At 37.1% G+C, this 23,421-nt stretch carries 24 protein-coding genes; 16 read left to right on the top strand and 8 right to left on the bottom strand.

Translation table 11 applies throughout. From position 1 onward, the window contains the following. Positions 1 to 51 precede the first annotated feature (51 nt). The 3 genes from FNW21_RS05005 to trmD form a co-directional block, all read right to left on the bottom strand. Positions 52 to 2,274 carry an NADP-dependent isocitrate dehydrogenase gene (locus FNW21_RS05005; protein ID WP_144255642.1) on the bottom strand — a complete coding sequence of 741 codons (2,223 nt, stop codon included), beginning with the start codon at positions 2,272 to 2,274 and terminating at the stop codon, positions 52 to 54. Positions 2,275 to 2,537: 263 nt separating this feature from the next. Then, entirely contained in the window at positions 2,538 to 2,888 is a 351-nt protein-coding gene (gene rplS, locus FNW21_RS05010) for a 50S ribosomal protein L19 (RefSeq protein ID WP_144255643.1), read from the bottom strand. Positions 2,889 to 3,062: 174 nt separating this feature from the next. Next, a complete protein-coding gene (gene trmD, locus FNW21_RS05015) occupies positions 3,063 to 3,740 on the bottom strand; it encodes a tRNA (guanosine(37)-N1)-methyltransferase TrmD (RefSeq protein WP_144255644.1) in 678 nt (225 codons plus the stop codon). Between the two features lie 307 nt (positions 3,741 to 4,047). Here trmD and FNW21_RS05020 point away from each other — a divergent pair, with 307 nt between their 5' ends. Beyond that, entirely contained in the window at positions 4,048 to 6,177 is a 2,130-nt protein-coding gene (locus FNW21_RS05020; protein ID WP_144255645.1) for a M3 family metallopeptidase, read from the top strand. Positions 6,178 to 6,239: 62 nt separating this feature from the next. Here the strand turns inward: FNW21_RS05020 and FNW21_RS05025 are convergent, their stop codons facing one another. Next, positions 6,240 to 6,689: a DUF1569 domain-containing protein gene (locus FNW21_RS05025; RefSeq protein WP_144255646.1), complete on the bottom strand. Its 450-nt coding sequence runs from the start codon at positions 6,687 to 6,689 to the stop codon at positions 6,240 to 6,242. A gap of 97 nt (positions 6,690 to 6,786) precedes the next feature. Here FNW21_RS05025 and FNW21_RS05030 point away from each other — a divergent pair, with 97 nt between their 5' ends. Both FNW21_RS05030 and FNW21_RS05035 read left to right on the top strand, forming a co-directional pair. Further along, positions 6,787 to 7,719 (top strand): peptidylprolyl isomerase, encoded by a 933-nt coding sequence (locus tag FNW21_RS05030; RefSeq protein ID WP_144255647.1) that lies wholly within the window; start codon positions 6,787 to 6,789, stop codon positions 7,717 to 7,719. A 105-nt stretch (positions 7,720 to 7,824) separates the two neighbouring features. Beyond that, on the top strand, positions 7,825 to 8,178 hold the full coding sequence (locus tag FNW21_RS05035; RefSeq protein ID WP_144255648.1) for a tRNA-binding protein: 354 nt from the start codon (positions 7,825 to 7,827) through the stop codon (positions 8,176 to 8,178). Between the two features lie 28 nt (positions 8,179 to 8,206). Here the strand turns inward: FNW21_RS05035 and FNW21_RS05040 are convergent, their stop codons facing one another. After that, a complete protein-coding gene (locus FNW21_RS05040; protein ID WP_144255649.1) occupies positions 8,207 to 8,908 on the bottom strand; it encodes a DUF1003 domain-containing protein in 702 nt (233 codons plus the stop codon). 183 nt (positions 8,909 to 9,091) lie between these two features. Here FNW21_RS05040 and epsC point away from each other — a divergent pair, with 183 nt between their 5' ends. The 8 genes from epsC (at position 9,092) to FNW21_RS05075 (ending at position 15,955) form a co-directional block, all read left to right on the top strand. Further along, positions 9,092 to 9,883, top strand: coding sequence for a serine O-acetyltransferase EpsC (epsC, locus tag FNW21_RS05045; RefSeq protein WP_144255650.1), 792 nt, complete (start codon positions 9,092 to 9,094; stop codon positions 9,881 to 9,883). A 3-nt stretch (positions 9,884 to 9,886) separates the two neighbouring features. Continuing rightward, positions 9,887 to 10,774 (top strand): cysteine synthase CysM, encoded by an 888-nt coding sequence (cysM, locus tag FNW21_RS05050; RefSeq protein WP_144255651.1) that lies wholly within the window; start codon positions 9,887 to 9,889, stop codon positions 10,772 to 10,774. Positions 10,775 to 10,840: 66 nt separating this feature from the next. Further along, positions 10,841 to 11,467 carry an SGNH/GDSL hydrolase family protein gene (locus FNW21_RS05055; RefSeq protein ID WP_221932048.1) on the top strand — a complete coding sequence of 209 codons (627 nt, stop codon included), beginning with the start codon at positions 10,841 to 10,843 and terminating at the stop codon, positions 11,465 to 11,467. 23 nt (positions 11,468 to 11,490) lie between these two features. Next, the gene (locus FNW21_RS05060; RefSeq protein ID WP_144255653.1) at positions 11,491 to 12,477 is read left to right on the top strand and encodes an aldo/keto reductase; all 987 of its coding nucleotides are present in this window, start codon (positions 11,491 to 11,493) and stop codon (positions 12,475 to 12,477) included. Positions 12,478 to 12,549: 72 nt separating this feature from the next. Further along, positions 12,550 to 12,717 (top strand): hypothetical protein, encoded by a 168-nt coding sequence (locus FNW21_RS16285; RefSeq protein ID WP_185963884.1) that lies wholly within the window; start codon positions 12,550 to 12,552, stop codon positions 12,715 to 12,717. A gap of 366 nt (positions 12,718 to 13,083) precedes the next feature. Beyond that, the gene (gene rlmD / locus FNW21_RS05065; RefSeq protein ID WP_144255654.1) at positions 13,084 to 14,496 is read left to right on the top strand and encodes a 23S rRNA (uracil(1939)-C(5))-methyltransferase RlmD; all 1,413 of its coding nucleotides are present in this window, start codon (positions 13,084 to 13,086) and stop codon (positions 14,494 to 14,496) included. Between the two features lie 126 nt (positions 14,497 to 14,622). Further along, positions 14,623 to 15,162, top strand: a complete 540-nt coding sequence (locus tag FNW21_RS05070) for a DUF6452 family protein (protein ID WP_144255655.1) — start codon at positions 14,623 to 14,625, stop codon at positions 15,160 to 15,162. Continuing rightward, on the top strand, positions 15,134 to 15,955 hold the full coding sequence (locus FNW21_RS05075) for a DUF6048 family protein (RefSeq protein WP_144255656.1): 822 nt from the start codon (positions 15,134 to 15,136) through the stop codon (positions 15,953 to 15,955). Before FNW21_RS05070 ends, FNW21_RS05075 begins: the two co-directional genes overlap by 29 nt. Positions 15,956 to 16,016: 61 nt before the next feature. Here FNW21_RS05075 and FNW21_RS05080 read toward each other — a convergent pair whose 3' ends face one another. Further along, positions 16,017 to 16,253 (bottom strand): hypothetical protein, encoded by a 237-nt coding sequence (locus tag FNW21_RS05080; RefSeq protein ID WP_144255657.1) that lies wholly within the window; start codon positions 16,251 to 16,253, stop codon positions 16,017 to 16,019. Positions 16,254 to 16,271: 18 nt separating this feature from the next. Continuing rightward, on the bottom strand, positions 16,272 to 17,486 hold the full coding sequence (locus FNW21_RS05085; protein WP_144255658.1) for a THUMP domain-containing class I SAM-dependent RNA methyltransferase: 1,215 nt from the start codon (positions 17,484 to 17,486) through the stop codon (positions 16,272 to 16,274). 69 nt (positions 17,487 to 17,555) lie between these two features. Here FNW21_RS05085 and FNW21_RS05090 point away from each other — a divergent pair, with 69 nt between their 5' ends. From FNW21_RS05090 to FNW21_RS05100, 3 genes are all read left to right on the top strand, one after another. Then, a complete protein-coding gene (locus FNW21_RS05090) occupies positions 17,556 to 18,320 on the top strand; it encodes a class I SAM-dependent DNA methyltransferase (RefSeq protein WP_144255659.1) in 765 nt (254 codons plus the stop codon). 111 nt (positions 18,321 to 18,431) lie between these two features. Further along, on the top strand, positions 18,432 to 19,100 hold the full coding sequence (locus FNW21_RS05095) for a ZIP family metal transporter (protein WP_144255660.1): 669 nt from the start codon (positions 18,432 to 18,434) through the stop codon (positions 19,098 to 19,100). Between the two features lie 195 nt (positions 19,101 to 19,295). Continuing rightward, positions 19,296 to 19,841 (top strand): glutathione peroxidase, encoded by a 546-nt coding sequence (locus FNW21_RS05100; RefSeq protein ID WP_144255661.1) that lies wholly within the window; start codon positions 19,296 to 19,298, stop codon positions 19,839 to 19,841. Positions 19,842 to 19,935: 94 nt separating this feature from the next. Here FNW21_RS05100 and FNW21_RS05105 read toward each other — a convergent pair whose 3' ends face one another. Beyond that, a complete protein-coding gene (locus tag FNW21_RS05105; protein WP_144255662.1) occupies positions 19,936 to 20,880 on the bottom strand; it encodes a tRNA dihydrouridine synthase in 945 nt (314 codons plus the stop codon). 291 nt (positions 20,881 to 21,171) lie between these two features. Here FNW21_RS05105 and FNW21_RS05110 point away from each other — a divergent pair, with 291 nt between their 5' ends. Together FNW21_RS05110 and FNW21_RS05115 are read left to right on the top strand one after the other, a co-directional pair. Continuing rightward, positions 21,172 to 22,500, top strand: a complete 1,329-nt coding sequence (locus FNW21_RS05110; protein WP_144255663.1) for an aldehyde dehydrogenase — start codon at positions 21,172 to 21,174, stop codon at positions 22,498 to 22,500. Between the two features lie 75 nt (positions 22,501 to 22,575). Beyond that, positions 22,576 to 23,361, top strand: coding sequence for a DUF2189 domain-containing protein (locus FNW21_RS05115; protein ID WP_144255664.1), 786 nt, complete (start codon positions 22,576 to 22,578; stop codon positions 23,359 to 23,361). Positions 23,362 to 23,421 lie beyond the last annotated feature (60 nt).

A 23,421-nucleotide genomic window follows, 5' to 3' on the forward strand; every position in this document is an offset into this window, starting at 1 on the left:
AAAAAAAGACAACCGTTTCCAGTTGTCTTCATAAGTATAGTATTATTTGAATTAAGCTATTTTAGCTAAAATGGCTTTAAAAGTAGCACTCGGACGCATTGCTTTTTCGGTCAATTCAGGATTAGGTTGGTAATGACCACCTATGGCTTGCGGTTTGCCTTGGGCGCCAATTAATTCCGCATTTATTTTTGTTTCATTTTGTTCAAAATCAGTAGCGATTGGTATGAAAATAGCTTTCAAATCAGCATTTTTGTCTTGTGCAGCCAAGGCTTCGGCCCAGTACATTGTTAAATAGAAATGAGAACCACGATTGTCAATTTCACCTATTTTACGGGCTGGAGATTTATCGTTTGCCAAGAATTTTTCGGTAGCTACATCTAGCGTTTCGGCTAGAATAAGGGCTTTGGCGTTGTTTAACGTTTGTCCTAAATGTTCTAATGAAGCCCCTAAAGCAAGAAATTCGCCTAACGAATCCCAACGCAAATAGCCTTCTGCCGAAAATTGTTCTACGTGTTTTGGAGCGGATCCACCAGCGCCAGTTTCGAACAATCCACCACCATTCATTAACGGAACGATAGACAACATTTTGGCAGAGGTTCCCACTTCAAGAATTGGGAATAAATCCGTCAAATAATCACGCAATACATTTCCTGTTACGGATATGGTGTCTAATCCTTTGATGATACGCTCTAATGTATAATTTGTGGCTTCGATAGGATTTAAAATCTGAATGTCTAAACCAGTTGTATCATAATCGTTCAGGTATTTTTTTACTTTAATGATTAGCTCTCTGTCATGCGCTCTTTGGTCGTCTAACCAAAAAACGGCAGGAGTGTCAGACAAACGAGCTCTGTTTACAGCAAGTTTTACCCAGTCCTGAATAGGAGCATCTTTGGCTTGACACATTCTAAAAATATCTTTGGCTTCAACGGTTTGTTCCATAAGGATAGTGCCATTGGTGTCAACCACACGCACCACTCCGTCTGCTTTCATTTGGAATGTTTTGTCATGAGAACCGTATTCTTCGGCTTTTTGAGCCATCAAACCTACGTTAGGAACACTTCCCATAGTTGTTGGGTCAAAAGCACCGTGTTTTTTACAAAAATCAATTGTTGCGGTATACACTCCAGCATAACAACGGTCTGGAATAATAGCTACAGTATCTTGTTGCTTTCCGTCTTTATTATACATTTGCCCGGATGTGCGAATCATGGCAGGCATTGACGCATCTACAATCACATCCGATGGAACTTGCAAATTGGTAATTCCTTTATCCGAATTTACCATGGCTAATGCAGGGCCATTTTCGATGGCTTGGTTAATGGCTGCTTCTACAGCTGCTTGCAAAGGATTTCCAGCAATTTTGGCATAAATATCGCCTAAACCATTTCGGGTGTCGATATTTAATTCGGTAAATAAAGCGGCATATTTTTCGAAAACTGCGGCAAAATAGACTTCAACAATAGCTCCAAAAATAATAGGATCCGATACCTTCATCATGGTTGCTTTCAAGTGAACCGAAAGTAATATGTTTTTTTCCTTGGCAGCAGCAATGGTTTTTGCAACAAAACTTTTCAAAGCGTTCAAGTTCATTACAGAGCTGTCGATAATTTCTTCGGCTTTTAATGGTGTGCTAGCTTTAAGAACTGTTGTCGTACCATCTTTCGCTACGAATTCAATTTTTACATCAGTAGGTTCTGCTACAGTAATCGATTTTTCGCTTCCGTAAAAATCCCCGCTTTCCATAGACGCTACGTATGTTTTGGAATCAGCTGACCATGCTCCCATGGAATGTGGGTTTGCTTTAGCATAATTTTTTACCGCTTTTGGAGCTCTTCGATCCGAGTTTCCTTCGCGTAAAACGGGATTTACAGCGGAACCTAAAATTTTAGAATACTTATTTTTGATACTTTTTTCTTCGTCATTTTGTGGTTCTTCAGGGTAATTAGGCAATGCGTAACCGTGCGATTGTAACTCGGCAATAGCAGCTTTTAATTGCGGTACCGATGCCGAAACATTGGGTAATTTTATAATATTTGCTTCTGGAGTTGTAGCCAGTTGTCCTAATTCTAATAAGGAATCTCCTGTTCGTTGGTCTTCTTTTAAAAATTCAGGAAAGTTAGCAATAATACGTCCTGCAAGAGAAATATCTCGGGTTTCAATTTCTATATCCGAAGTGGCTGTAAAGGCTTGAACGATTGGTAAAAAAGAATAAGTTGCCAATAAAGGCGCTTCATCAGTAAGGGTGTAAAAAATTTTTGCTTTTTGTGTCATTTTTTTATTTTTATAATCTAAATCAAGGTTAATAGTATCTTATTTTAGTTTTTTATAAAAAAATAAGGCGAACAAAGATATGAAAATCAGTTCTAAAAGGATGCTGATTCCTTAAGAAAAACACGAATTTTAAGATTAATAACGTGTTATTCGGAATTTGTTATTTTTATAAGCCTTAAAATCACAAATCGTGAATTTTGGAACTAAATTCCAAAAAAAAAGTCCCGACAATGTCAGGACTTTTATAATAAAAAGAGGAATTACTATCTTCTTTTATCTTTAATTTTTGCTTTTTTACCAGTAAGTTCTCTAAAATAGAAAATTCTAGCTCTACGAACAGCACCTTTTTTGTTGATTTCAACTTTTTGTAACGCTGGCAAGTTTACTGGGAAGATACGCTCTACTCCAATTGCACCTGACATTTTACGGATTGTAAAAGTTTCTGTATTAGCAGAACCTCTTCTTTGAATTACAACTCCTTTAAAAAACTGTGTTCTTGTTTTTTCGCCCTCTTTAATTTCGTAGTACACAGTTATTGTGTCTCCGGCTCCAAATACAGGGAAATCTTTTCTTGTTACAAATTCGTCTTTAACGAATTTCATTAAATCTGCCATGATAATTACTTTAATATGGTTGTAATAGAGCAACATTCACGGTTTTCGCCAGAGGTTGGTCTAATTTGGGTGCAAAAGTAGAGAATAATTTTGAGTTATGATATAAATTATAAATTTTTTATTAGCTTCTGACAAGGCTTTTAAAATTTAAAATGCAACATTTAAAATAAATTTTTAATCTTCAAGTAAATCCGGTCTTCTATTCTTGGTGTGTTCATAAGCCGTGTCTTCTCGCCATTTGTCAATTTTGGCAAAATGACCGCTCAATAAAACATCGGGGACTTTCCATCCTTTGTAATCGGCAGGTCTTGTATATATGGGACCAGAAAGCAATCCGTCTTGAAAACTATCCGTCAACGCCGATGTTTCGTCACTTAAAACACCCGGAATCAATCGGATTAAGGCATCGGATAAAACCAAAGCACCCAATTCGCCACCCGATAAAACATAATCGCCAATGGATATTTCTTTGGTAATAAAATGATCCCGAACCCGCTGATCTACTCCTTTATAATGCCCACACAAAATAATAATATTTTCGTACATGGACATCGTGTTGGCCATTTTCTGGTTCAATGTTTCGCCATCAGGTGACATATATATGATTTCGTCGTAGGTTCTCTCGCTTTTCAAGTGGGTGATACAAGCATCTATGGGTTGCACCGTCATGACCATTCCTGCGCCTCCGCCAAAAGGATAATCATCAACACTCTTTTGTTTATTGGTCGTATAATCCCGTAAATTATGAAAATGAACTTCCACAATTCCTTTGTCTATGGCGCGTTTCATAATCGAAGCTTCAAATGGACTTCGTAATAATTCGGGCAAAACGGTAACAATATCAATTCTCATTTTTTTATTTTATAAGATGCAAATGTACAAAGTTTTTTCTTGGAGCAGTTTTATAAACAAGTATTGGTATTCTTTTTATATGACTATCCACAAATACTATTAACACTACAATAACGGTAAACAGACTTTTACTAGAAAAATCTGTTTTTTTCGGTCTAAATCCATTTTCATTTCCTAAAATTGATACAAGTAGCGGACTGGTATAGCGTTTTAAATCGCAATGGAGAAAATGTTAATTATGAGGCACAACAAGTGTACTTTGCTTTTTTAAAGTACATTTATACCCTTAAATACAAACACCAGTATCATGCACCATTTTTCAAAAATCATCATGGCAACTTCTGTGTTTTTGATCGCTTCATGGCCAACAGAAACTCTTTTTGCTCAAAAGAATGCTATTAAAATGACAAATCCACTTTTACAAAAAAGTACCTTACAGTACCAAGCACCGCCTTTTAATACTATTAAAGACGAACATTTTAAACCAGCTTTTGAATATGGTTTAAAAATTCACGACCAAGAAATTCAAAAAATGGCTAGTAATCCTGCAAAACCAACTTTTCAAAATACCGTTTTGGCATTAGAAACTGCTGGAGTAGATTTGGTTCGAGCGCAAACTATTTTTTATAATTTAACAGGATCCAATACCAATTCAACCTTGCAAGCGGTCGAGGCAGAATATGCTCCCATTTTTTCGGCACATACGGATAAGATTTATCTAAACAGTACTTTGTATAAACGGTTTAAGTCTTTGAATTTGAATAGTTTGCATGGTGAAGACAAACGCTTAACGCAGTATTATTTGCAACAATTTGAATTAGCAGGAGCCAATTTATCCGATGCTGATAAGGTGAAGATGAAAAAAATAAACGAAGAATTAGCCACTTTGAGCACGTTGTACAGCAATAAATTACTAATTGCTCGTAAAAATGGAGCGGTACTATTTGATACTGCTGCTGATTTAGAGGGATTGAGTCTTGAGGAAATCGCTGCCGCAAAAGCCAAAGCGACGGAGACTGGTCACGACGGAAAATACGTGATAGGATTGCAAAATACGACCCAACAACCCGTTTTGCAAAGTTTGACCAACAGAGCTACTAGAGAAAAAATATTCAAAGCATCATGGTATCGTGCCGAAAAAAATGACGATGGAGACACTCGAGAAGTGCTCGAAAAAATGGCTCGCTTGCGTTTGCAAAAAGCCATTTTGATGGGTAAAAAAAGCTTTGCCGAATGGAAGTTGCAAGATCAAATGGCACAATCTCCGGCACCAGCAATGGACTTATTAGCCAAAATTGCTGTACCCGCTGTCGCCAAAGCCAAAATCGAAGCGCAAGAAATTCAAGCTATAATTGATGCTCAAAAAGGAGGTTTTAAATTGGAACCTTGGGATTGGGATTTTTACTCGGAGCAAGTTCGTAAAGCCAAATACGATTTGGACGAAAGTCAAATCAAACCATATTTTGAAATTACAGCCGTTTTAGAAAAAGGTGTTTTTTTTGCTGCCCAACAAATGTATGGGATTACTTTCCAAGAGCGTCACGATTTACCCGTGTACAATCCCGATGTAAAAGTGTATGAAGTATTCGACAATGATGGTGCGTCGATTGCGATTTATTATTTGGATTTTTATACGCGTGATAATAAAAACGGTGGGGCTTGGATGAGCAATTTTGTCAATCAATCCCATTATTTAAAACAAAAACCAGTAATTGTCAACGTTTATAATTTTGCCAAACCTATAAATGGCAATCCATCGCTCATTAGTTTTGATGATGTTACCACTATGTTTCACGAATTTGGGCATACCTTACACGGCTTGTTTGCCAACCAAAATTATGTTACACTTTCAGGAACTTCAGTGCCAAGAGATTATGTCGAATTTCCTTCGCAAATCAATGAGCATGCTGCTTTAGACCCTACAGTTTTAAAAAATTATGCCATTCATTACCAAACCAAAGAAGCGATTCCGCAAGCTTTGATTGACAAAATAAAAAATGCCGAAACCTTTAACAAAGGCTATCAAGTAACCGAGTTGTTAGCTGCTGCAACATTAGATATGGCGTGGCACAGTGTCGAGAAAGAATCTGATTTTAAACCCACATTAGCATTCGAAAAAGAAGCATTACAGCATTACGGACTTTTGGTTGACGCCGTTCCTACACGCTACCATACGCCGTATTTTGCTCACATTTGGGGCGGTGGATATTCAGCAGGATATTATGCTTATACTTGGTCTAAAACATTAGATTACAATGCTTTTGATTGGATGCAAACTCATGGCGGTATGACCAGAGCCAACGGGGAGCGTTTTCGTAAATACATTTTATCAGTAGGAAACAGTGTTGATTTGAATAAAGCCTTCAAGGATTTTATTGGTCACGACATGCAAATTGAACCTTATTTGCGAATTTCTGGTTTGTCTAATAAGAATTAAATTCGCTGGTTTTTGCTGTAAAAAAAATGACATTCCGTTATGAATGTCATTTTTTTTTTTTGTTAAACTCCAAATTGTCGCAAGTGATGATCGGCGTGCTTCCACATCAAAGCATCCCAATCTTCATAAGTCATTTTTCCCCAAAACGGATGATCCATAACTGTTATTGCCGTTTTTCCTTCGGTGGCAAAGCGGCTAATATTGGCAATAAATTCTAATTTGGTTTTCTCAAGTGCTTCGTTAGTAGTACTAATGAATTCTTTTGCAGTTGGCGAGCTCTTGCCCATTTCTCCACCATAAAGCACCTTTTTTTTAAGTATTTTGCCTAATAATTTCATCAGGAAATTGATTTTTATATCTATTTTTCCAAAAGCAAGATCACTTGCTAATGTACAATGTTTACACATTTGTGCTGCATTCATTTTTCCCCAAATGGCTTTGCTTTCGGGTGTTAATGAATGGATTCTAGCAATTATTTTTGCATTATCGGTTTTGTTGTAAATAGAACTCATCCTTTTTTTAATTTTGATTTAACTCAAAAATACAATTATACTGTATTCTTTCTGTAAATTATGTATTAAATTTGCACTTCAATAAAAAACAATTACAATGGAAAACGGAATATACGCTAAATTCAACACCGCCAAAGGGTCGATTTTAGTAAAACTAACACACGATTTGACACCAGGAACTGTAGGGAATTTTGTAGCACTTGCAGAAGGAAATATGGAAAACAAAGTAAAACCTCAAGGAACTAAATTCTATGATGGGTTGAAATTTCATAGAGTAATCCCTAATTTTATGATTCAAGGTGGTTGTCCTCAAGGTACAGGAACTGGAGATCCAGGGTATAAATTTGATGATGAATTCCATCCTTCATTAAAACATGATCGCCCAGGAGTACTTTCTATGGCAAATTCTGGGCCAGGTTCTAATGGTTCTCAATTCTTTATCACACACATTCCAACGGATTGGTTGGATAATAAACACACTGTTTTTGGTCACGTTATTGAAGGACAAGATGTGGTTGATGCCGTTGAAGGAAACGATGTTCTTGAAACTCTTGAAATCATTAGAGTAGGTGAAGAAGCTCAAAAATGGAATGCAATCGAAGCTTTTGTAGGTTTAAAAGGAGCACGTTTGAAAAAACAAGCCGCTTTAAAAGCCGAATCGGAAGCCAAAATGGAACAATTAGCCGCTGGTTTCGAGAAAACAGAAAGTGGTTTGCGTTACCAATTCATTCAACGTGGTGACGGTAAGCAGGCCGAAAGTGGTAAAACAGTTGCTGTTCACTACGAGGGTTCATTAGAAAATGGAAAAGTATTTGATTCGTCTTATCCACGCAAAAAACCAATCGAATTTCGTTTGGGTCAAGGACAAGTAATCGAAGGTTGGGACGAAGGTATTGCACTATTGAAAGTGGGAGATAAAGCCCGTTTTGTGATTCCATCTGATTTAGCTTACGGGCCAAGCGGTGCTGGAGGTGTTATCCCACCCAACGCTACTTTGATTTTTGACGTTGAATTAATGGACGTAAAATAAAATTTTCAATGCTTCTAGAAGCCTATTGAAATAAAAGAGAATCCCAGAACGGTATCGTTTTGGGATTTTTTTATATTTACAAATGAAATCAAACCCTACTGTTTTATGAATACAAATGAAACCGCTTCGTTAACGTGGCAAGAATTCGAAAGAGTCGAAATGCGAGTAGGAACCGTACTTGAAGTTCATGATTTTCCCGAAGCTCGAAAGCCAGCCTATCAATTGACAATCGATTTTGGAACTGAAATTGGCACTAGGAAAACATCGGCACAAATTACCCAACGCTACACCAAAGCCGATTTAGTAGGACGCCAAATTATAGCCGTTGTTAATTTCCCGAAAAAACAAATTGGGAAGTTTAGGAGCGAATGTTTAGTTCTTGGCGCAGTAGGCGAGGGCAGTGATGTGATTTTACTCGCTCCCGATTTTAAAATTGCGAACGGATTGCGGATTGGGTAACGCTACTATTGTTTATAAAATAGTAGTATTATTTGTTGATTCGATTCAAAATATCGTTCATCATCTCGATTTGTACTTTCTGAATTTCGATTAATTCGTGTTGTTGGTGCTGGATTAAATGATCTAATTTGTCGTGGAGCATTCTAATTTCCAATTCGGATTTAAGGTTAATCATATAATCTTTTTTGGCACGATCCCGGTCTTTTTCTTCTTGTCGGTTTTGACTCATCATAATAACAGGAGCTTGCAAAGCGGCAAGGCAGGACAAAATCAAGTTCAATAAAATAAAAGGATACGGATCAAAGCCTTTGTTGAGTAACAAATAAATATTAGCCAAAATCCACAACAAAATAAAAATGCCAAAAAGGATTATAAATTTCCAGCTTCCGCCAAAAGCGGCTACTTGATCGGCTACTTTTTGTCCGTAAGTTCTCGTTTCAGGTTCGTCTTCAATTTTGCTAACCAAGGACGAATCTTCGTTCAAAGACCCTACAACGTGTTGTTCTAAACTGGAAAGTTCGTCAATTTCGGCCAGTAAATAGTTCGAAATGTATTTTTCACGGTAAATATTCAATTCCCGAATGGCAATAAATGAGTTACTTTTAAAATCAGGATGATCAGCCATCAACAGCCCTAAAATAGGATTTTGAATTGCGCTTCCAGCAATTTTTTCGGCAATAGGAAATTCAATCCCCGAAAGGGCGCTTTTAAAAGTAGTATTGGTTTTCATTTTGATGTATTTATGGCTAAACTACGCAATTAATTTCTTTCGGTAGGTTTAAAAAAAAATAACTACCACAAGAGTCCCTTTTGATTCTGAATCTTCAAAATTTCTTTCCACAATTAGAGCATTTTTTCTAAAAAAAACGCCTTACTTTTACAGCTTTGATTTACTAATTAAAATTTTATAATCGTGACCAAAGATCAGATTATCCAAAATATTCGAGTCCACAAGAGCCACTTGACCATCAATTATGGAATCAAGACCAAAACCGAAGCCTTTACCGAAAAGTTATTCTACGCGCTATTCGATTCGAATGCGTCCTTGAGTGAAAGCATTGACGAAATAGAAAAACAATTTAAAGAAATTGCAAAAATCGCTTGCAAAAAACCCGAGGATTTATGCGAATGTGCTTGGGATAATTTTTTAGAAAAACTGCCTTCGGTACTAGAAAAATTAAACCAAGATGCCGCTTATATCCTAGCCAATGATCCCGCTTCAAACGGAATCGAAGAGGTTTATTTGGCCTACCCTGGTTTTTACGCCATAGCTATTTATAGATTGAGTCACGAATTGTATGTACTCGATTTACTCTTGTTTTCTAGGTTAATGAGCGAATATGCACATCGCATTACGGGAACTGATATTCATGCTGGTGCAACAATAGCTTCGCCATTTTTTATTGATCATGCCACAGGAATCGTCATAGGTGAAACTACCGTAATCGAGAAAAATGTAAAAATATACCAAGGCGTAACGCTGGGTGCTTTGAGCGTGAGCAAAGACATGAAAAACGCCAAAAGACATCCAACGGTCGAGAAAAATGTATGCCTTTATGCAAATGCTACCATTCTAGGTGGCGCCACCGTAATAGGTAAAAACAGTATTGTAGGTGGTAATGCGTGGGTGACCAAATCAATTCCTGCAGATTCGATTGTTCTCAATACCACCACAACCGAAGTCAAAATTAAAGAAAAGCACTAAAGCATGAAATCATATCGATTACTTGACCTAATAGGCAACACACCATTGGTCGAAAGCATTCATTTGAATACCAATAAAAACGTAACCCTTTTGCTAAAACTCGAAGGAAATAATCCGGGTGGCAGTGTAAAAGATCGTGCAGCATACAACATGATTGCCGCTGCAGTAGCAAGAGGTGACATCAAAAAAGGCGACAAACTAATAGAAGCAACCAGCGGTAACACCGGAATTGCATTAGCTATGATTGCCCAATTATTTGACCTAGAAATCGAGCTCGTACTGCCCGAAGATTCCACCATAGAGCGCACCCAAACCATGCGAGCCTATGGCGCAACGGTAACGCTAACGCCTGCAAATGTGGGCATCATAGGCTCACGAGATTATGCCGATAAAAAAGTGACCGAAGAAGGCTATATCATGTTGAACCAATTTGCTAATGCCGACAATTGGAAAGCGCATTACAAAACCACAGGACCCGAAATATGGAATGATACCGGGGGGCGCGTTACCCATTTTGTATCGGCAATGGGAACTACAGGAACAATTATGGGTACTTCTACCTATTTGAAAGAACAAAACCCAGCCATTCAAATCATTGGTGCACAACCTAGCGATGGCTCTCAAATACCGGGAATCCGAAAATGGCCTCAAGAATATCTGCCCAAAATTTTTGATGCCTCAAAAGTAGACACCATCATTGAAGTTACCGAGGCCGAAGCCCGAATAATGACTAAACGATTGGCGCAAGAAGAAGGTGTTTTTGCAGGAATGAGCAGTGGAGGATCTGTTGCGGCAGCCTTAAAAATTGCCAACCAAATAGAATCAGGAGTCATTGTTGCTATCATTTGTGATCGAGGCGACCGTTATTTGTCTTCGGATTTATTTGATTAATTGAAAATGATAAAGGGATTTAAAAGCTGCTTACGGTACTTTTTGTTCCCAATAAAATTGAGGAATATGCACCATTGGTCCAGCGAAAGCAAATACCAAAAAGAGAATCTAAAAGAAGTACTTTCGCCTAATAATCCCAACAAAATTGTGTTTATGGGCGATTCGATAACCGAATTTTGGTCGACAATCAATCCTGATTTTTTTGAAGGAAAACCATACATCAATAGAGGTATTAGCGGTCAAACCACCCCTCAAATGGTGGCACGTTTCAAAGCAGATGTCATTGCTTTACAGCCCAAAATTGTCGTCCTTTTGGCAGGAATTAATGATATTGCAGGAAATACTGGCCCGTCAACGCTGACTATGATTACTGATAATCTCTTTGCAATGGCGGAAATCGCTCGGACCAATGGGATCAGAGTCATTTTGTGTGCTGTACTGCCCGCTTTTGATTTCCCTTGGAGACCCAATCAACATCCTATTCCCAAAATAATCGCTTTGAACCAAAGCATTTACGCTTACGCAAAAACCAACCAAATCGAATATGTTGACTATTATTCGGCTATGGTAAACGAACAAAAAGGATTGCAAGCCCATTTTTCTAATGATGGTGTGCATCCCAATACAAAGGGTTATCGTGTTATGGAACCTTTGGTCGAAAAAGCAATTACCCGCGTTTTAGAACTAAACTAACTCATCAAAAAAAACAACCAAAAATGGAGTATCGTCAACTAGGAAAAACAAATTTTAATATCTCCGAGATTGCACTTGGCACCTGGCAAGTAGGCGGAAAATGGGGATCTCCCTTTAATAACACAACTGCCGATGCTTTGCTGAATACTGCAATAGACAACGGCGTGAACTTTATAGACACCGCCGATGTTTATGAAAACGGTTTGAGCGAAACCGCCGTAGGTCGAGTGGTTCGCTCCCGTTCAGAACGAATTTATGTGGCCACAAAATGCGGACGACACATTAATCCGCACGTAAATGAAGGCTACCAACCTCAAGTACTCCGAAAATTTATAGAAGATAGTTTGCAAAGAACAGGACTCGAAACATTAGATTTAGTGCAACTGCACTGCCCTCCCAATGCTGTTTTTTACAGACCCGAAATTTTTGAATTGTTTGACCGTTTAAAAACCGAAGGCAAGATTTTAAATTTAGGCGTAAGTGTCGAAAAAGTGGAAGAAGCCTTGAAAGCTATCGAATATGAAAATGTAACCACCGTCCAAATTATTTTCAACCTTTTTAGACAACGTCCAGCCGAATTATTTTTTAAAGAAGCTGCAAAACGAAACATTGGGATAATAGCGAGAGTCCCTTTGGCCAGTGGCTTATTAACCGGATTATTTGATGCCAAAACTACTTTTGAACCACAAGATCATCGGAATTTTAATAGAGAAGGCGCCGCTTTTGACAAAGGCGAAACCTTTTCTGGAATCAATTACGATTTGGGTCTAAAAGCTGTTCAAGCCCTGAAAGACTTGTTTCCAGAAACCACCAATCTGGCTCCAATTGCTTTGCAATGGATTTTGAGTCATCCAGAAATAAGTTGCATAATCCCCGGCGCATCAAGTCCTAATCAGGTGTTGTCTAATGTGTCAATGTACGATGCTGCGCCTTTGACTCCCGAACAAATTAATGCCATGAACGCAATCTATCAAAAATACATTAAGCCCCAAGTACATCAGCTTTGGTAATATTGTTGCTTTTTTTTTGAACAGACGCAACCTTTTACAAAAACAGTTCTCTTACAAGAAACTAAACTAGTTATGAAAAAAGTATACCTTGTTTTCCTTTGTATGAGTTGCCTCTTTTTGAGTTGTTCCAATGACGATAGCACACAAGAAAAAGAACAGCAAAATCTCGATAAAATGTATGCCGCTATCATTTCGGATTCTATGGTCAATGCAACTCCATGCACGAATCCAGCCGAATGAAATTTTGTAGTCGCAACCAGCAATGCTTGTGGTGCAAATGGGGGATATATTCTGTATTCATTAAAAATTAACGTTGCTGATTTTTTAAAAAAAATAGAAAATTACACCAAAGCAACTCAAGAATTCAATGCTAAATGGGGAATTGTTTCCACTTGTCATATAATTGCTCCTCCTACAGGCGTTGATTGTGTAAACAGAAAACCAACATTAATTTTTGATGTCGTTCATTAAGTAAGCCTTTTTTAATACCGTTTTCAATAACATGATTTAAAGTAAAAATCAAAATGGCGTGCAAATAAAATCACTTTGTCTTAAAAAAAAAAGAATTAAAATCCATAAATAAAACCAAAGTCTTATTTTTGCGCTATGGCAAAGAAAAATACAGACAAAGTTGTCTTTCATCAAATAAAAGTCCTTGATGCTGGTGCAAAAGGCGTATCGGTTGCAAAAGCTCCCGACGGAAAAGTAGTTTTTATCCCAAATGTTGTTCCTGGGGATGTGGTAGATGTGCAAACTTTCAAGAAACGAAAAGCGTATTACGAAGGAAAAGCGGTTCACTTTCATGAACTATCAACGCATCGAGTGGATCCTATTTGCGAGCATTTTGGGGTTTGTGGTGGTTGCAAATGGCAAAATATGAACTACAATCAGCAATTATTCTATAAGCAAAATGAGGTAAAAAATCATTTGCAACGCATTGGAAAAATAGAAATCCCTGAATTTGAACCTATTTTGGGTTCCGAGAAACAGTTTTTTTATAGAAACAAAATGGAATTTTCGTTCTCAAACAGCCGTTGGTTGACCGAGGAAGAAATAGGAAGCGAAGCCGATTTAGGCAATAGAAATGCGCTTGGTTTCCACATTCCAAAAATGTGGGACAAGATTTTGGACATCAACAAATGCCATTTGCAGGAAGACCCTTCAAATGCCATTCGGAATGAAGTTCGGGCTTTTGCCAATGCCAATAATTTGACATTTTTCAATCCAAGAGCGCACGAAGGGTTGTTGCGCACCTTAATGTTGCGCACCGCTTCAACGGGCGAAATTATGGTTTTGATTCAGTTTTTCGAAAATGATAAAGCCAGTAGAGAGTTGCTTTTAGACCATCTTTACGAGAAATTTCCACAAATTACCTCACTACAATATGTGGTAAATAATAAGGCAAACGATACGCTTTACGACACCAATATTAAATTATACAAAGGCAGAGATTATATTCTCGAAGAAATGGAAGGCTTGAAATTTAGCATTAACGCCAAATCTTTTTACCAAACCAACTCGGATCAAGCATACGAATTATATAAAATTACTCGAGATTTTGCTGGATTAACAGGTACTGAAACCGTGTATGATTTATATACTGGAACAGGCACTATTGCCCAATTTGTGTCCAAAAAAGCGAAAAAAGTAATTGGTGTAGAAAGTGTACCTGAAGCGATTCTGGATGCCAAAGCTAATGCGCAACGCAACAATATTACCAATTGCGAGTTTTATGTAGGAGATATGAAAGTGGTTTTTAACGAAAGTTTCATCGCACAACACGGCAAACCCGATGTGATTATTACCGATCCACCAAGAGACGGAATGCACAAAGACGTAATTGACCAAATCCTGAAAATTGAACCCGCAAGAGTGGTATATGTAAGCTGTAACTCGGCTACACAAGCACGGGATTTAGCTTTAATGGACGAAAAATACAAAGTTACTCGGGTGCGTCCTGTGGATATGTTTCCGCAAACACATCACGTAGAAAATGTAGTCCTTTTGGAAAGAAGATAGGATTTTTTGATTGCAGATTTTAACTATTGAAATTGCCATTGAAATTGCCATTGATATTGAAATTGATATTGAAATTGCCATTGAAATTGCCATTGAAATTGCCATCGTTCCATTTTAAAAAAAAATATGAAAAAAATAGTCTTACTTGTTTTTATAGCAGCCCTTTCGTTTTCCAGTTGCGAGAAAGACGACATTTGCGATGCCAACACACCAACAACTCCACGGTTGGTGATTGACTTTTATGACATCAATATCCCGTCTTCCAAAAAAAGTGTGACTAATTTAAAAGTAGTTGGCGCAGGTATGACAGATGGCATTATTTTTAATACCAGCGGTACAGCGATTACAAAATACCTCACTAGCGGCAACACCATTTCGATTCCGCTAAAAATAGATGCCGATGCTACCAGCTATAGTTTTACCTTAAATTCAGGAAATACCAATACCGCTTTGATAAATCTGGACAATATCAAAATCGAGTATACCAGAACCAATGTGTATGTTTCTAGAGCCTGTGGTTTCAAAACGGTATTTACTTTGAATCCCATAAATCCTATCACACTTACCGATGGGGCTGTGCCAGATCAAAAATGGATAAAATACATATCAGTAGAAAAAAGCAATATAGACACCGAAAATGAAACACATCTTAAAGTATTTTTTTAGTATTTGCCTAATATTGTCTTTGTTTTTGGCGCAAGCCCAAGAAAAGCCAACACTAGAAACCACTAGAACCCAAGAATTACTGCCGCTAAAGCCAAAACAAGAAATCGAAAAACTTCCTGAAGCCAAAAAAGCAGTTGAAATCCCACCCAAAACAGATCGTTATGGAGTTCGAGTTGGTGTTGATTTATTCAAATTGACAAGGGCTTTATATGATAAAAATTATAAAGGAATTGAATTTACAGGCGATTATCGGTTGACCAAAAAATACTATTTGGCTGCCGAAATAGGAAGCGAAAATAAAACCACCGATGATGATCGTTTGAACACAACTGCCAAAGGTTCCTATCTAAAAGTAGGGTTTGATTACAATGCGTATGAAAACTGGTTGGATATGGAAAATGTCATTTCGATTGGGATGCGTTATGGTTTTAGCAGTTTTAGTCAAGAGCTTAATAGCTACAAAATATACAATCCTAATCCGTATTGGGTAGAAGTTCCCGCCTTAACCGAAGGTCAAAAATACAGTGGCTTATCGGCCAGTTGGGTCGAAATTGTTACGGGAGTAAAAGCCAGGGTTTTTAATAATGTTTTTATGGGATTTAGTTTCAGGATGAATGTTTTGGTTACCAATAAACAGCCCAGCAGTAATTTCGAAAACTTATACATTCCCGGATTTAATCGCACTTACAATGGAAATTTTGGAGCGGGATTTAATTACACCGTTTCCTATTTAATTCCTATTTACAAGAAGAAAGTAAAAACAGAAACACCCAAAACTCCAATCAAAAAATAAAAAAAGAGGCACATAACAGTACTAGTTATTTGCCTCTTTTTTTTGGATTAGAACAAAATTTTTATCCTATTTCTTTTACTTCTTTTATAAAAATCCATTTCATAAATAGTTTTTCACCCTCTTTGGTTTTAACTGATTGAAATTTGGGCGACAAAAGTGTACCCACAACAAAGGCAGTCATAGAAATCCAAATTCCTGTTACATTCGTGTAAGTCCCAACTAGGTAGCGAAACGAAATAAATAATATGGCAAAACAGCCCATATTGAATAAAAAAGCGCGTATTTGTAATTTAGTCATTGTGTTTCATTTTAGATTTTAATCGTAACTCAATTCGTCTTCTTCAGGAACTACTTGACTTGAATCGTCAAGTCGTGGCAAAGAAAATTTGGTTCTCTTGCTTCCTTCATACATCTCGTATTTTACCAATCTGGCTTCTAAACTGGCGTTAAAAAGTTTGATTTTTCGGGAAGGTTTTAGACCTACATATTTCAAAGCTTCGAGATTGGCGGTAATAAACCAGGCATTGGTACCGGGATAATTTTTCTTTAAAGTATCGCCAATATTCTTGTAAAATTCTTCCATGTGGATATCCAAACGCTCATCATACGGCGGATTGAAAACCATATGTAATTTGCCTTGTGTTGTTTTTTCGGTGTCAAAAAAGTTCTTTTCGGTTATCGAAATGTATTCGTCAAGATTGGCATTTTTGATGTTATCCTTGGCTTTTTGAATCGCAGATGGCGCTTTGTCAAAACCCTGAATAGTGTAATGAAACTCGCGAACGCGTTTGAGTAAACTATCAGTAATATTGTCAAATAAGGTGTTGTCCCAATCGTTCCATTTTTCGAAAGCAAATTCCTTACGGTTGATGTTTGCAGGAATATTACAGGCAATCATCGCCGCTTCGGCAAGGAACGTTCCAGAGCCACACATAGGATCCAAGAAATCACCTTGACCATCCCAGCCCGAAAGCAATAGGATTCCTGCTGCCAAAACCTCGTTGATAGGAGCAATATTGGTAGCCGTACGATACCCACGCTGGTGCAATGAATTCCCAGAAGTGTCTAAAGCTACCGAAACTTGGTCTTTGTCGATATGAATATTTATTCGCAAATCAGGATGAATTTTATCAATACTTGGTCGTTGTCCGGTGCGTTCTCTAAACTGATCCGCAATGGCATCTTTACATTTTTGCGAGACAAATTCCGAGTGATTAAAATACTCCGAGTGTACGGTGGCATCAATCACAAAGGTTTGATTGGCATTCAATAATTTAGACCAATTCACACCCGAAATCCCTTTGTATAACGCTTGTTCGTTATTGGCTTTAAAAAAATAAATAGGTTTTAAGATTTTCAAAGCGGTACGCAAGGACAAATTTGCCTTATACATAAAGCCTTTGTCGCCTTTAAAACTTACCATTCGTACGCCTTGCTCCACGTTTTGTGCCCCCAACATCTGCAATTCTTTTGCTAGAATTTCTTCAAAACCAAAAAAGGTTTTGGCAACCATTTTAAAATTATTTTCCATTGTAAAATCAAGTATTCGTTGCAAAAATACACTAAATTTGCGGGACTTGAATTAATTGAAAAAGAATAAATGTCTGAAATAGAAAATACACCAAACGACAACCAGCAACCCATAACCCAGAGTTGGTTCACTTCTTGGTTCGATTCGCCTTACTACCACATCCTTTATAAAGAACGCAATTACAGGGAAGCCCAACTGTTTATGGACACGCTTACCCATTACCTCAACCTTCCCGAAAAAGCAAAAGTATTGGATTTGGCTTGTGGCAAAGGGAGGCATTCGATTTATTTGAATCAATTGGGATTTGATGTTTTGGGAGCTGATTTGTCCGAAAACAGCATTGCCGAAGCGTCAAAAAACAACAATGCCACTTTGCATTTTGAAGTGCACGATATGCGGGAACCATTTGATAAAAAATACGATGCCATTTTTAATTTATTTACCAGTTTTGGCTATTTCGAAAACGAGGCTGATAATCTAACAACCCTAAAAGCCATCAAAGAGAGTTTGACTGAATATGGGTTTGCCGTAATCGATTTTATGAACGTCAATCAAGTCATAGATACACTCGTTCCCGAGGAAACCAAAACCGTTGATGCAATTGTTTTTCATATCAAACGCTATCTAAAAGACGGACATATTTACAAAGAAATTGACTTTGAGGACAATGGACAACAATTTCACTTCACCGAAAAAGTAAGAGCCCTAACTCTGGCCGATTTTCAACAAATGATGGATGAAGCGGGGATTTATTTACTCGATATTTTTGGGGATTACAAACTAAAAAAATTCCATAAAACCGACAGCGAACGATTGATTCTGATTTTTAAATAAGTAAAGGTTTTGAAATAAACCAGACAGAAAAGGGCAAAAGAACGAGAAAAATTGTCTGGTTTATTTTGAAACATTTACTAACCAATTCAACGGTTAAACGAATACACAAAAATGAATTATATTTTACCATTCTTATCGGTTCTTTTGGGATACATCATCGCCTTGGTGGTGCAACCAAAAGACAAAACAAACCTGAAATTACTACTGGCTTTTAGTGGTTCCTTCCTGTTATCCTTAACGGTGATGCACTTATTACCGGACGTTTACGAGAAACAGCAGCCCAATATAGGACTTTTTATCATGCTTGGAATTTTGTTCCAAATAGTACTAGAGTTTTTCTCGAAAGGAGCGGAACACGGACACGTACACGGAAGCCAAAAAATGAATCAAATTCCGTGGTTGCTTTTTATAAGTCTTTGTATTCATGCGTTTTTAGAAGGTTTTCCGGTGGGACATCATCACGATTTAGCCATAGGAATTGCTATTCATCACTTGCCTATTGCGATTATTTTGACAACCTTTTTTAGCCATGCTGGTTTAGACAAAAAAGCCATTTTTGCCTTCATGATTACCTTTGCCATCATGACGCCTCTAGGAACACTTGCTTCTAATTATTTGCCACAATTAAATGCGTATTACGGTCAAATTACTGCTGTTGTCATTGGGATTTTATTTCATATTTCGTCAACCATAATCTTTGAAAGTAGCGAAGGACATAAGTTTAATATTGCCAAGGTTTCGATGATTATTTTAGGCATTGGATTGGCGTATTTTGTGTAGCTACAAAGACGCAAAGACACAAATTTTTAGTGTTTTTATTAACGTCCAACTTTAGCTGAAGGTAAAGCAGAAAACAATTCAAAATTATTGAAATGCTGAATAGTTAGCTTTTATTTAACTATCGTTTAAACCTAACTTTTTCTTAAAAAAAAGTGATACCTACCTGTTTTTGTTTAATTTTATAAAAAAAACACGATGAAAAAAGTAGTACTCGCAAGTTGCGCCCTTTTCCTTTTTGCCATTTCAATTCAAGCACAAATGAAACAAACCATTTATCAGTTCAAAGTAGAAGATTTATCCGGAAAAACATTTGATTTCGCTTCCTTAAAAGGCAAAAAAGTCTTGATTGTCAATACCGCTTCCAAGTGTGGTTATACCCCACAATACGAGCAATTAGAAGCTTTGTACAAACAATACAAAGACAAAGGTTTTGTAATAGTAGGCTTTCCCGCCAATAATTTTGCCTCCCAAGAGCCTGGCACCAATGCTGAAATAGCCACTTTTTGTAAATTAAATTATGGGGTTTCATTCCCTATGATGAGCAAAGTATCTGTAAAAGGATCGGATATGGCGCCTATTTATCAATTTTTGACTCAAAAAGCCAAAAACGGGTTGAAAGATTCTAAAGTAGAATGGAATTTTCAAAAATATTTAATCAACGAAAAAGGAGAACTCGAGCAAGTATACCTGTCAGGAGTAACACCAACCGATGACAAAATTGTGAATTGGGTAAAAAGTTAGTATTACAAAATGTAGTCTATAAAAAAAGAGTTTGTACATCAAACTCTTTTTTTATGGGTTTACGGGAACACACTTTCTGTGGGGTAACAAACCGTTATCCTTTTGCAATAATCTCTTTAACGGTGGCTTCGTAGTTGCGAATGCTTTTTGCTTTTTTGATGTTTTTATGCACCTTATGCGGATTAGAAAACGTAGCCGAGAAATACTCCCATAAATGATGCATTTTTAATAAAATATGCGTCGATCCTGATAAAGATTCGCTGTATCCTTCGTACAAGGTATCGTGAAATGCACTAAAAACTTCCATTTTATTTTGGGGATACGCCACCGTATCGTTTTTGATCATGCTAGGCAAAAAAGGATCTGCAATCAATCCCCGTCCTATCATCCAATGGTCAATGGAGGGAAAACGCTCTTGCATTTCCTTAAATTTAGCCACCGATGTAATGTCGCCATTGTAATACAATTTATGTTTGGTGTTGTCAATACAAGCTTGAAACGCATCTAGATGCACGCCACCTTTGTAGAGTTGCTTGCCCAATCGGGCGTGAATGGCAATGTTTTTTATAGGATATTGATCTAAAACGGGTAAAACATCCAGTATTTCTTGGCTATTTTCGTATCCCAATCGCATTTTCATCGATACAATAATATCCGATTGGGAATGGGCTTTTTCTAGAACAGCATTGATTTTATCCGGACTTCCAATCAATCCAGATCCCATACCTGACTTTGTAACCATAGGATACGGACATCCTAAATTCCAGTTCAACTCTTTGTATCCTAGTTGTTTGACGTAATTAGCGACAAACAAAAACTCCTCGGCATCATTGGTAATCACTTGCGGAATTACTTCTAAATCCGTATTGTTTTCCGGAAGTAAGTCCCGCTCGTAGGAGGATTTAATGACTAACTTTCCGTTCAACCGAATGTACGGGGAATAAAAAGTATCGATTCCTCCAAAGTATTTATTTTGGGCATTACGAAAACGAAAATCGGTAAATCCTTGTAAAGGTGAAGAAAGTAAAGTGAAACTCATAATGGATATAAAAGTCGCAAAGATACCATTCTTTATGCGGTTTGCACAGGGCAAAATCACGCCTTTAAAAAAAATCAAGTATCCCTAAAATTTCGAATTCAGTACAACATTGATTTTTTTCAAAGAATAATTCAAAATGTTAATTATAAAAATTAACTTGCAGTACAGTTGTTTCATGTAGCAAATGAAAAAAAGTAGGAACTAAAGTGGGTTCCTATAAAACTAATTCGAATTTGTTCCCCGAACGAAAGGGAGTGGGTAAAAGTATTGGATAAATAAACACAGCATCAAATGAATTATAAAACCAGTATCAGTTTTAGAAAAGAAACCTTAACAAAGCTTTTGAATGCAATAATTATGCAGGAAACTGAAATTATTCAAGCCTTGCAGGATGATTTTAAAAAACCAGCATTTGAAGCCGTTTTAACCGAAACCAATTATGTCATCACCGAACTAAAAGCCACTATAAAAAAATTACGAAAGTGGACACAACCCAAAAGAGTAATGCCTTCGCTGCTTAATTTTCCTTCTACGGATTACATTCACAGCGAGCCTTACGGGAAAGTGTTGATTATTGCGCCTTGGAATTATCCGTTTCAACTGGCGCTATGCCCGCTGGTGGCAGCCGTGGCAGCAGGAAATCAAGTGGTTTTGAAACCATCGGAGCTAACTCCAAAAACCGCTGCAATCATCACCACTATAATCGAAAAAGTGTTCCATATCAATCATGTTGAAGTGCAAGAAGGCGGCATTGAAGTGGCTCAAAAATTACTTTCACAGCGTTGGGATTATATTTTTTTTACAGGAAGTGTAGCCGTTGGCAAAATTGTGGCGGCAGCGGCGGCAGTGCATTTGACACCTGTAACGCTAGAACTTGGGGGCAAAAACCCCTGTATCATTGATGAAACAGCCAATCTAAAATTAGCAGCCAAACGTATTGTTTGGGGAAAATTTATCAATGCAGGACAAACCTGTATTGCACCCGATTATATTTTGATTCAAAAAAATATGAAAAGCCATTTCATATCGTATTTACAAAACGAAATTACCAAAGCCTATGGCGAAAATCCAAAACTATCACCTGATTTTGCTCGAATTGTGAATGAGAAAAACTGGCTTCGATTGGTCAATAGAATTACGCCTGAAAAAGTAGTTTTTGGAGGTCAGTCGGATATTGAGGATTGCTATATTGCGCCTACGATTATCGAGGAAAATGACCTTGAAAGCTTGCTGATGGAAGAGGAGATTTTTGGCCCCATCTTGCCCATTTTAACCTATGAAAAGGAATCTGAAATCGAAACGATACTTTCTAAATATGAAAAACCATTGGCGCTTTATGTTTTTACAGACAGTAAAACTTTTGCCAAAAAAATAATTCGGAATTTTTCTTTTGGTGGTGGTTGTATCAATGATACGGTCGTGCATTTTTCAAACAATCGATTGCCTTTTGGCGGTGTGGGTCATAGTGGCATGGGAGCGTATCACGGACGCTTGAGTTTTGATACTTTTTCGCATAAAAAAAGCATTGTCAAAAAAGCAACCTGGCTCGACATTCCATTGCGGTATGCCCCGTATAATGGAAAACTAAAAAGCATCAAAAAAATACTAAACTGGCTTTAAAAAGCAGTTCTAAAAAGTGTAAAATTCTTTTTGAAATCCCATAAATAAACTTTAAAAACTAAAACCCAACAACAAATGACAACAGAAGAAAGAATTCAAGAAATAAAAACGATTGGCTACACACTAGACTTTTCAAAAGTTTTTACTCATGCTTTCGAAAACTATAAAAAAATTGCACTTTACGCTGGATTGGTGCTATTGGTTTTTACAATTATACTGGGTTTCACGGCTGGATTTGGTTTTGTATATGCTTATGGAGCCGAAAACATGAACGAAAATTGGGCTAAAAATTATGAATTACGATTACTTTCTAATGATAATATTGCTGTTTATTTCTTGGGTTCAGTGCTGTTTACAAGTCTATTGAGCCCGTTTACAGCAGGTTTTTTTAAGATGGCACATTGCGCAGATGAGGATTCGGAATTTCATGTTGCTACCTTTTTTGAGTTTTATAAACCTGCTTATTTTGTTCGGATTTTTGCTACTACTTTTTTGATTACGTTTTTTACCACAGGGATCTCGTTGTTTTGCAATAAAACAGGGCACCCACTTTTAGGGGCATTACTCAATTTGCCAATTAACTTTTTCACGATGTTAACCATTCCGTTAGTAATTTTTGGAAACTTAAAAGCGCTTGATGCCATAAAAAACAGTTTTATGATAATTGCTAAACAACCCATGGTGATTCTGTCTCTTATTATTGTTGCTATTATTGGAGCTTGTCTTGGATTTATTGGGTGTTGTATTGGTATCTTATTTACAATTCCTTTTATATATTCCATGAATTATGCTTTGTACAGCGAAATCGTTGGATTTGAAGAAGCACAAAACCAAGAAGAATTTGATTTTACAAAAAATTAACAGTATCTTGTTGCTTGAAACAAATCAAATTATTCCTTATTTAATTTCAAACTATTTTCT

It is taken from the genome of Flavobacterium restrictum, from assembly GCF_007097245.1.
Lineage (GTDB): Bacteria > Bacteroidota > Bacteroidia > Flavobacteriales > Flavobacteriaceae > Flavobacterium > Flavobacterium restrictum.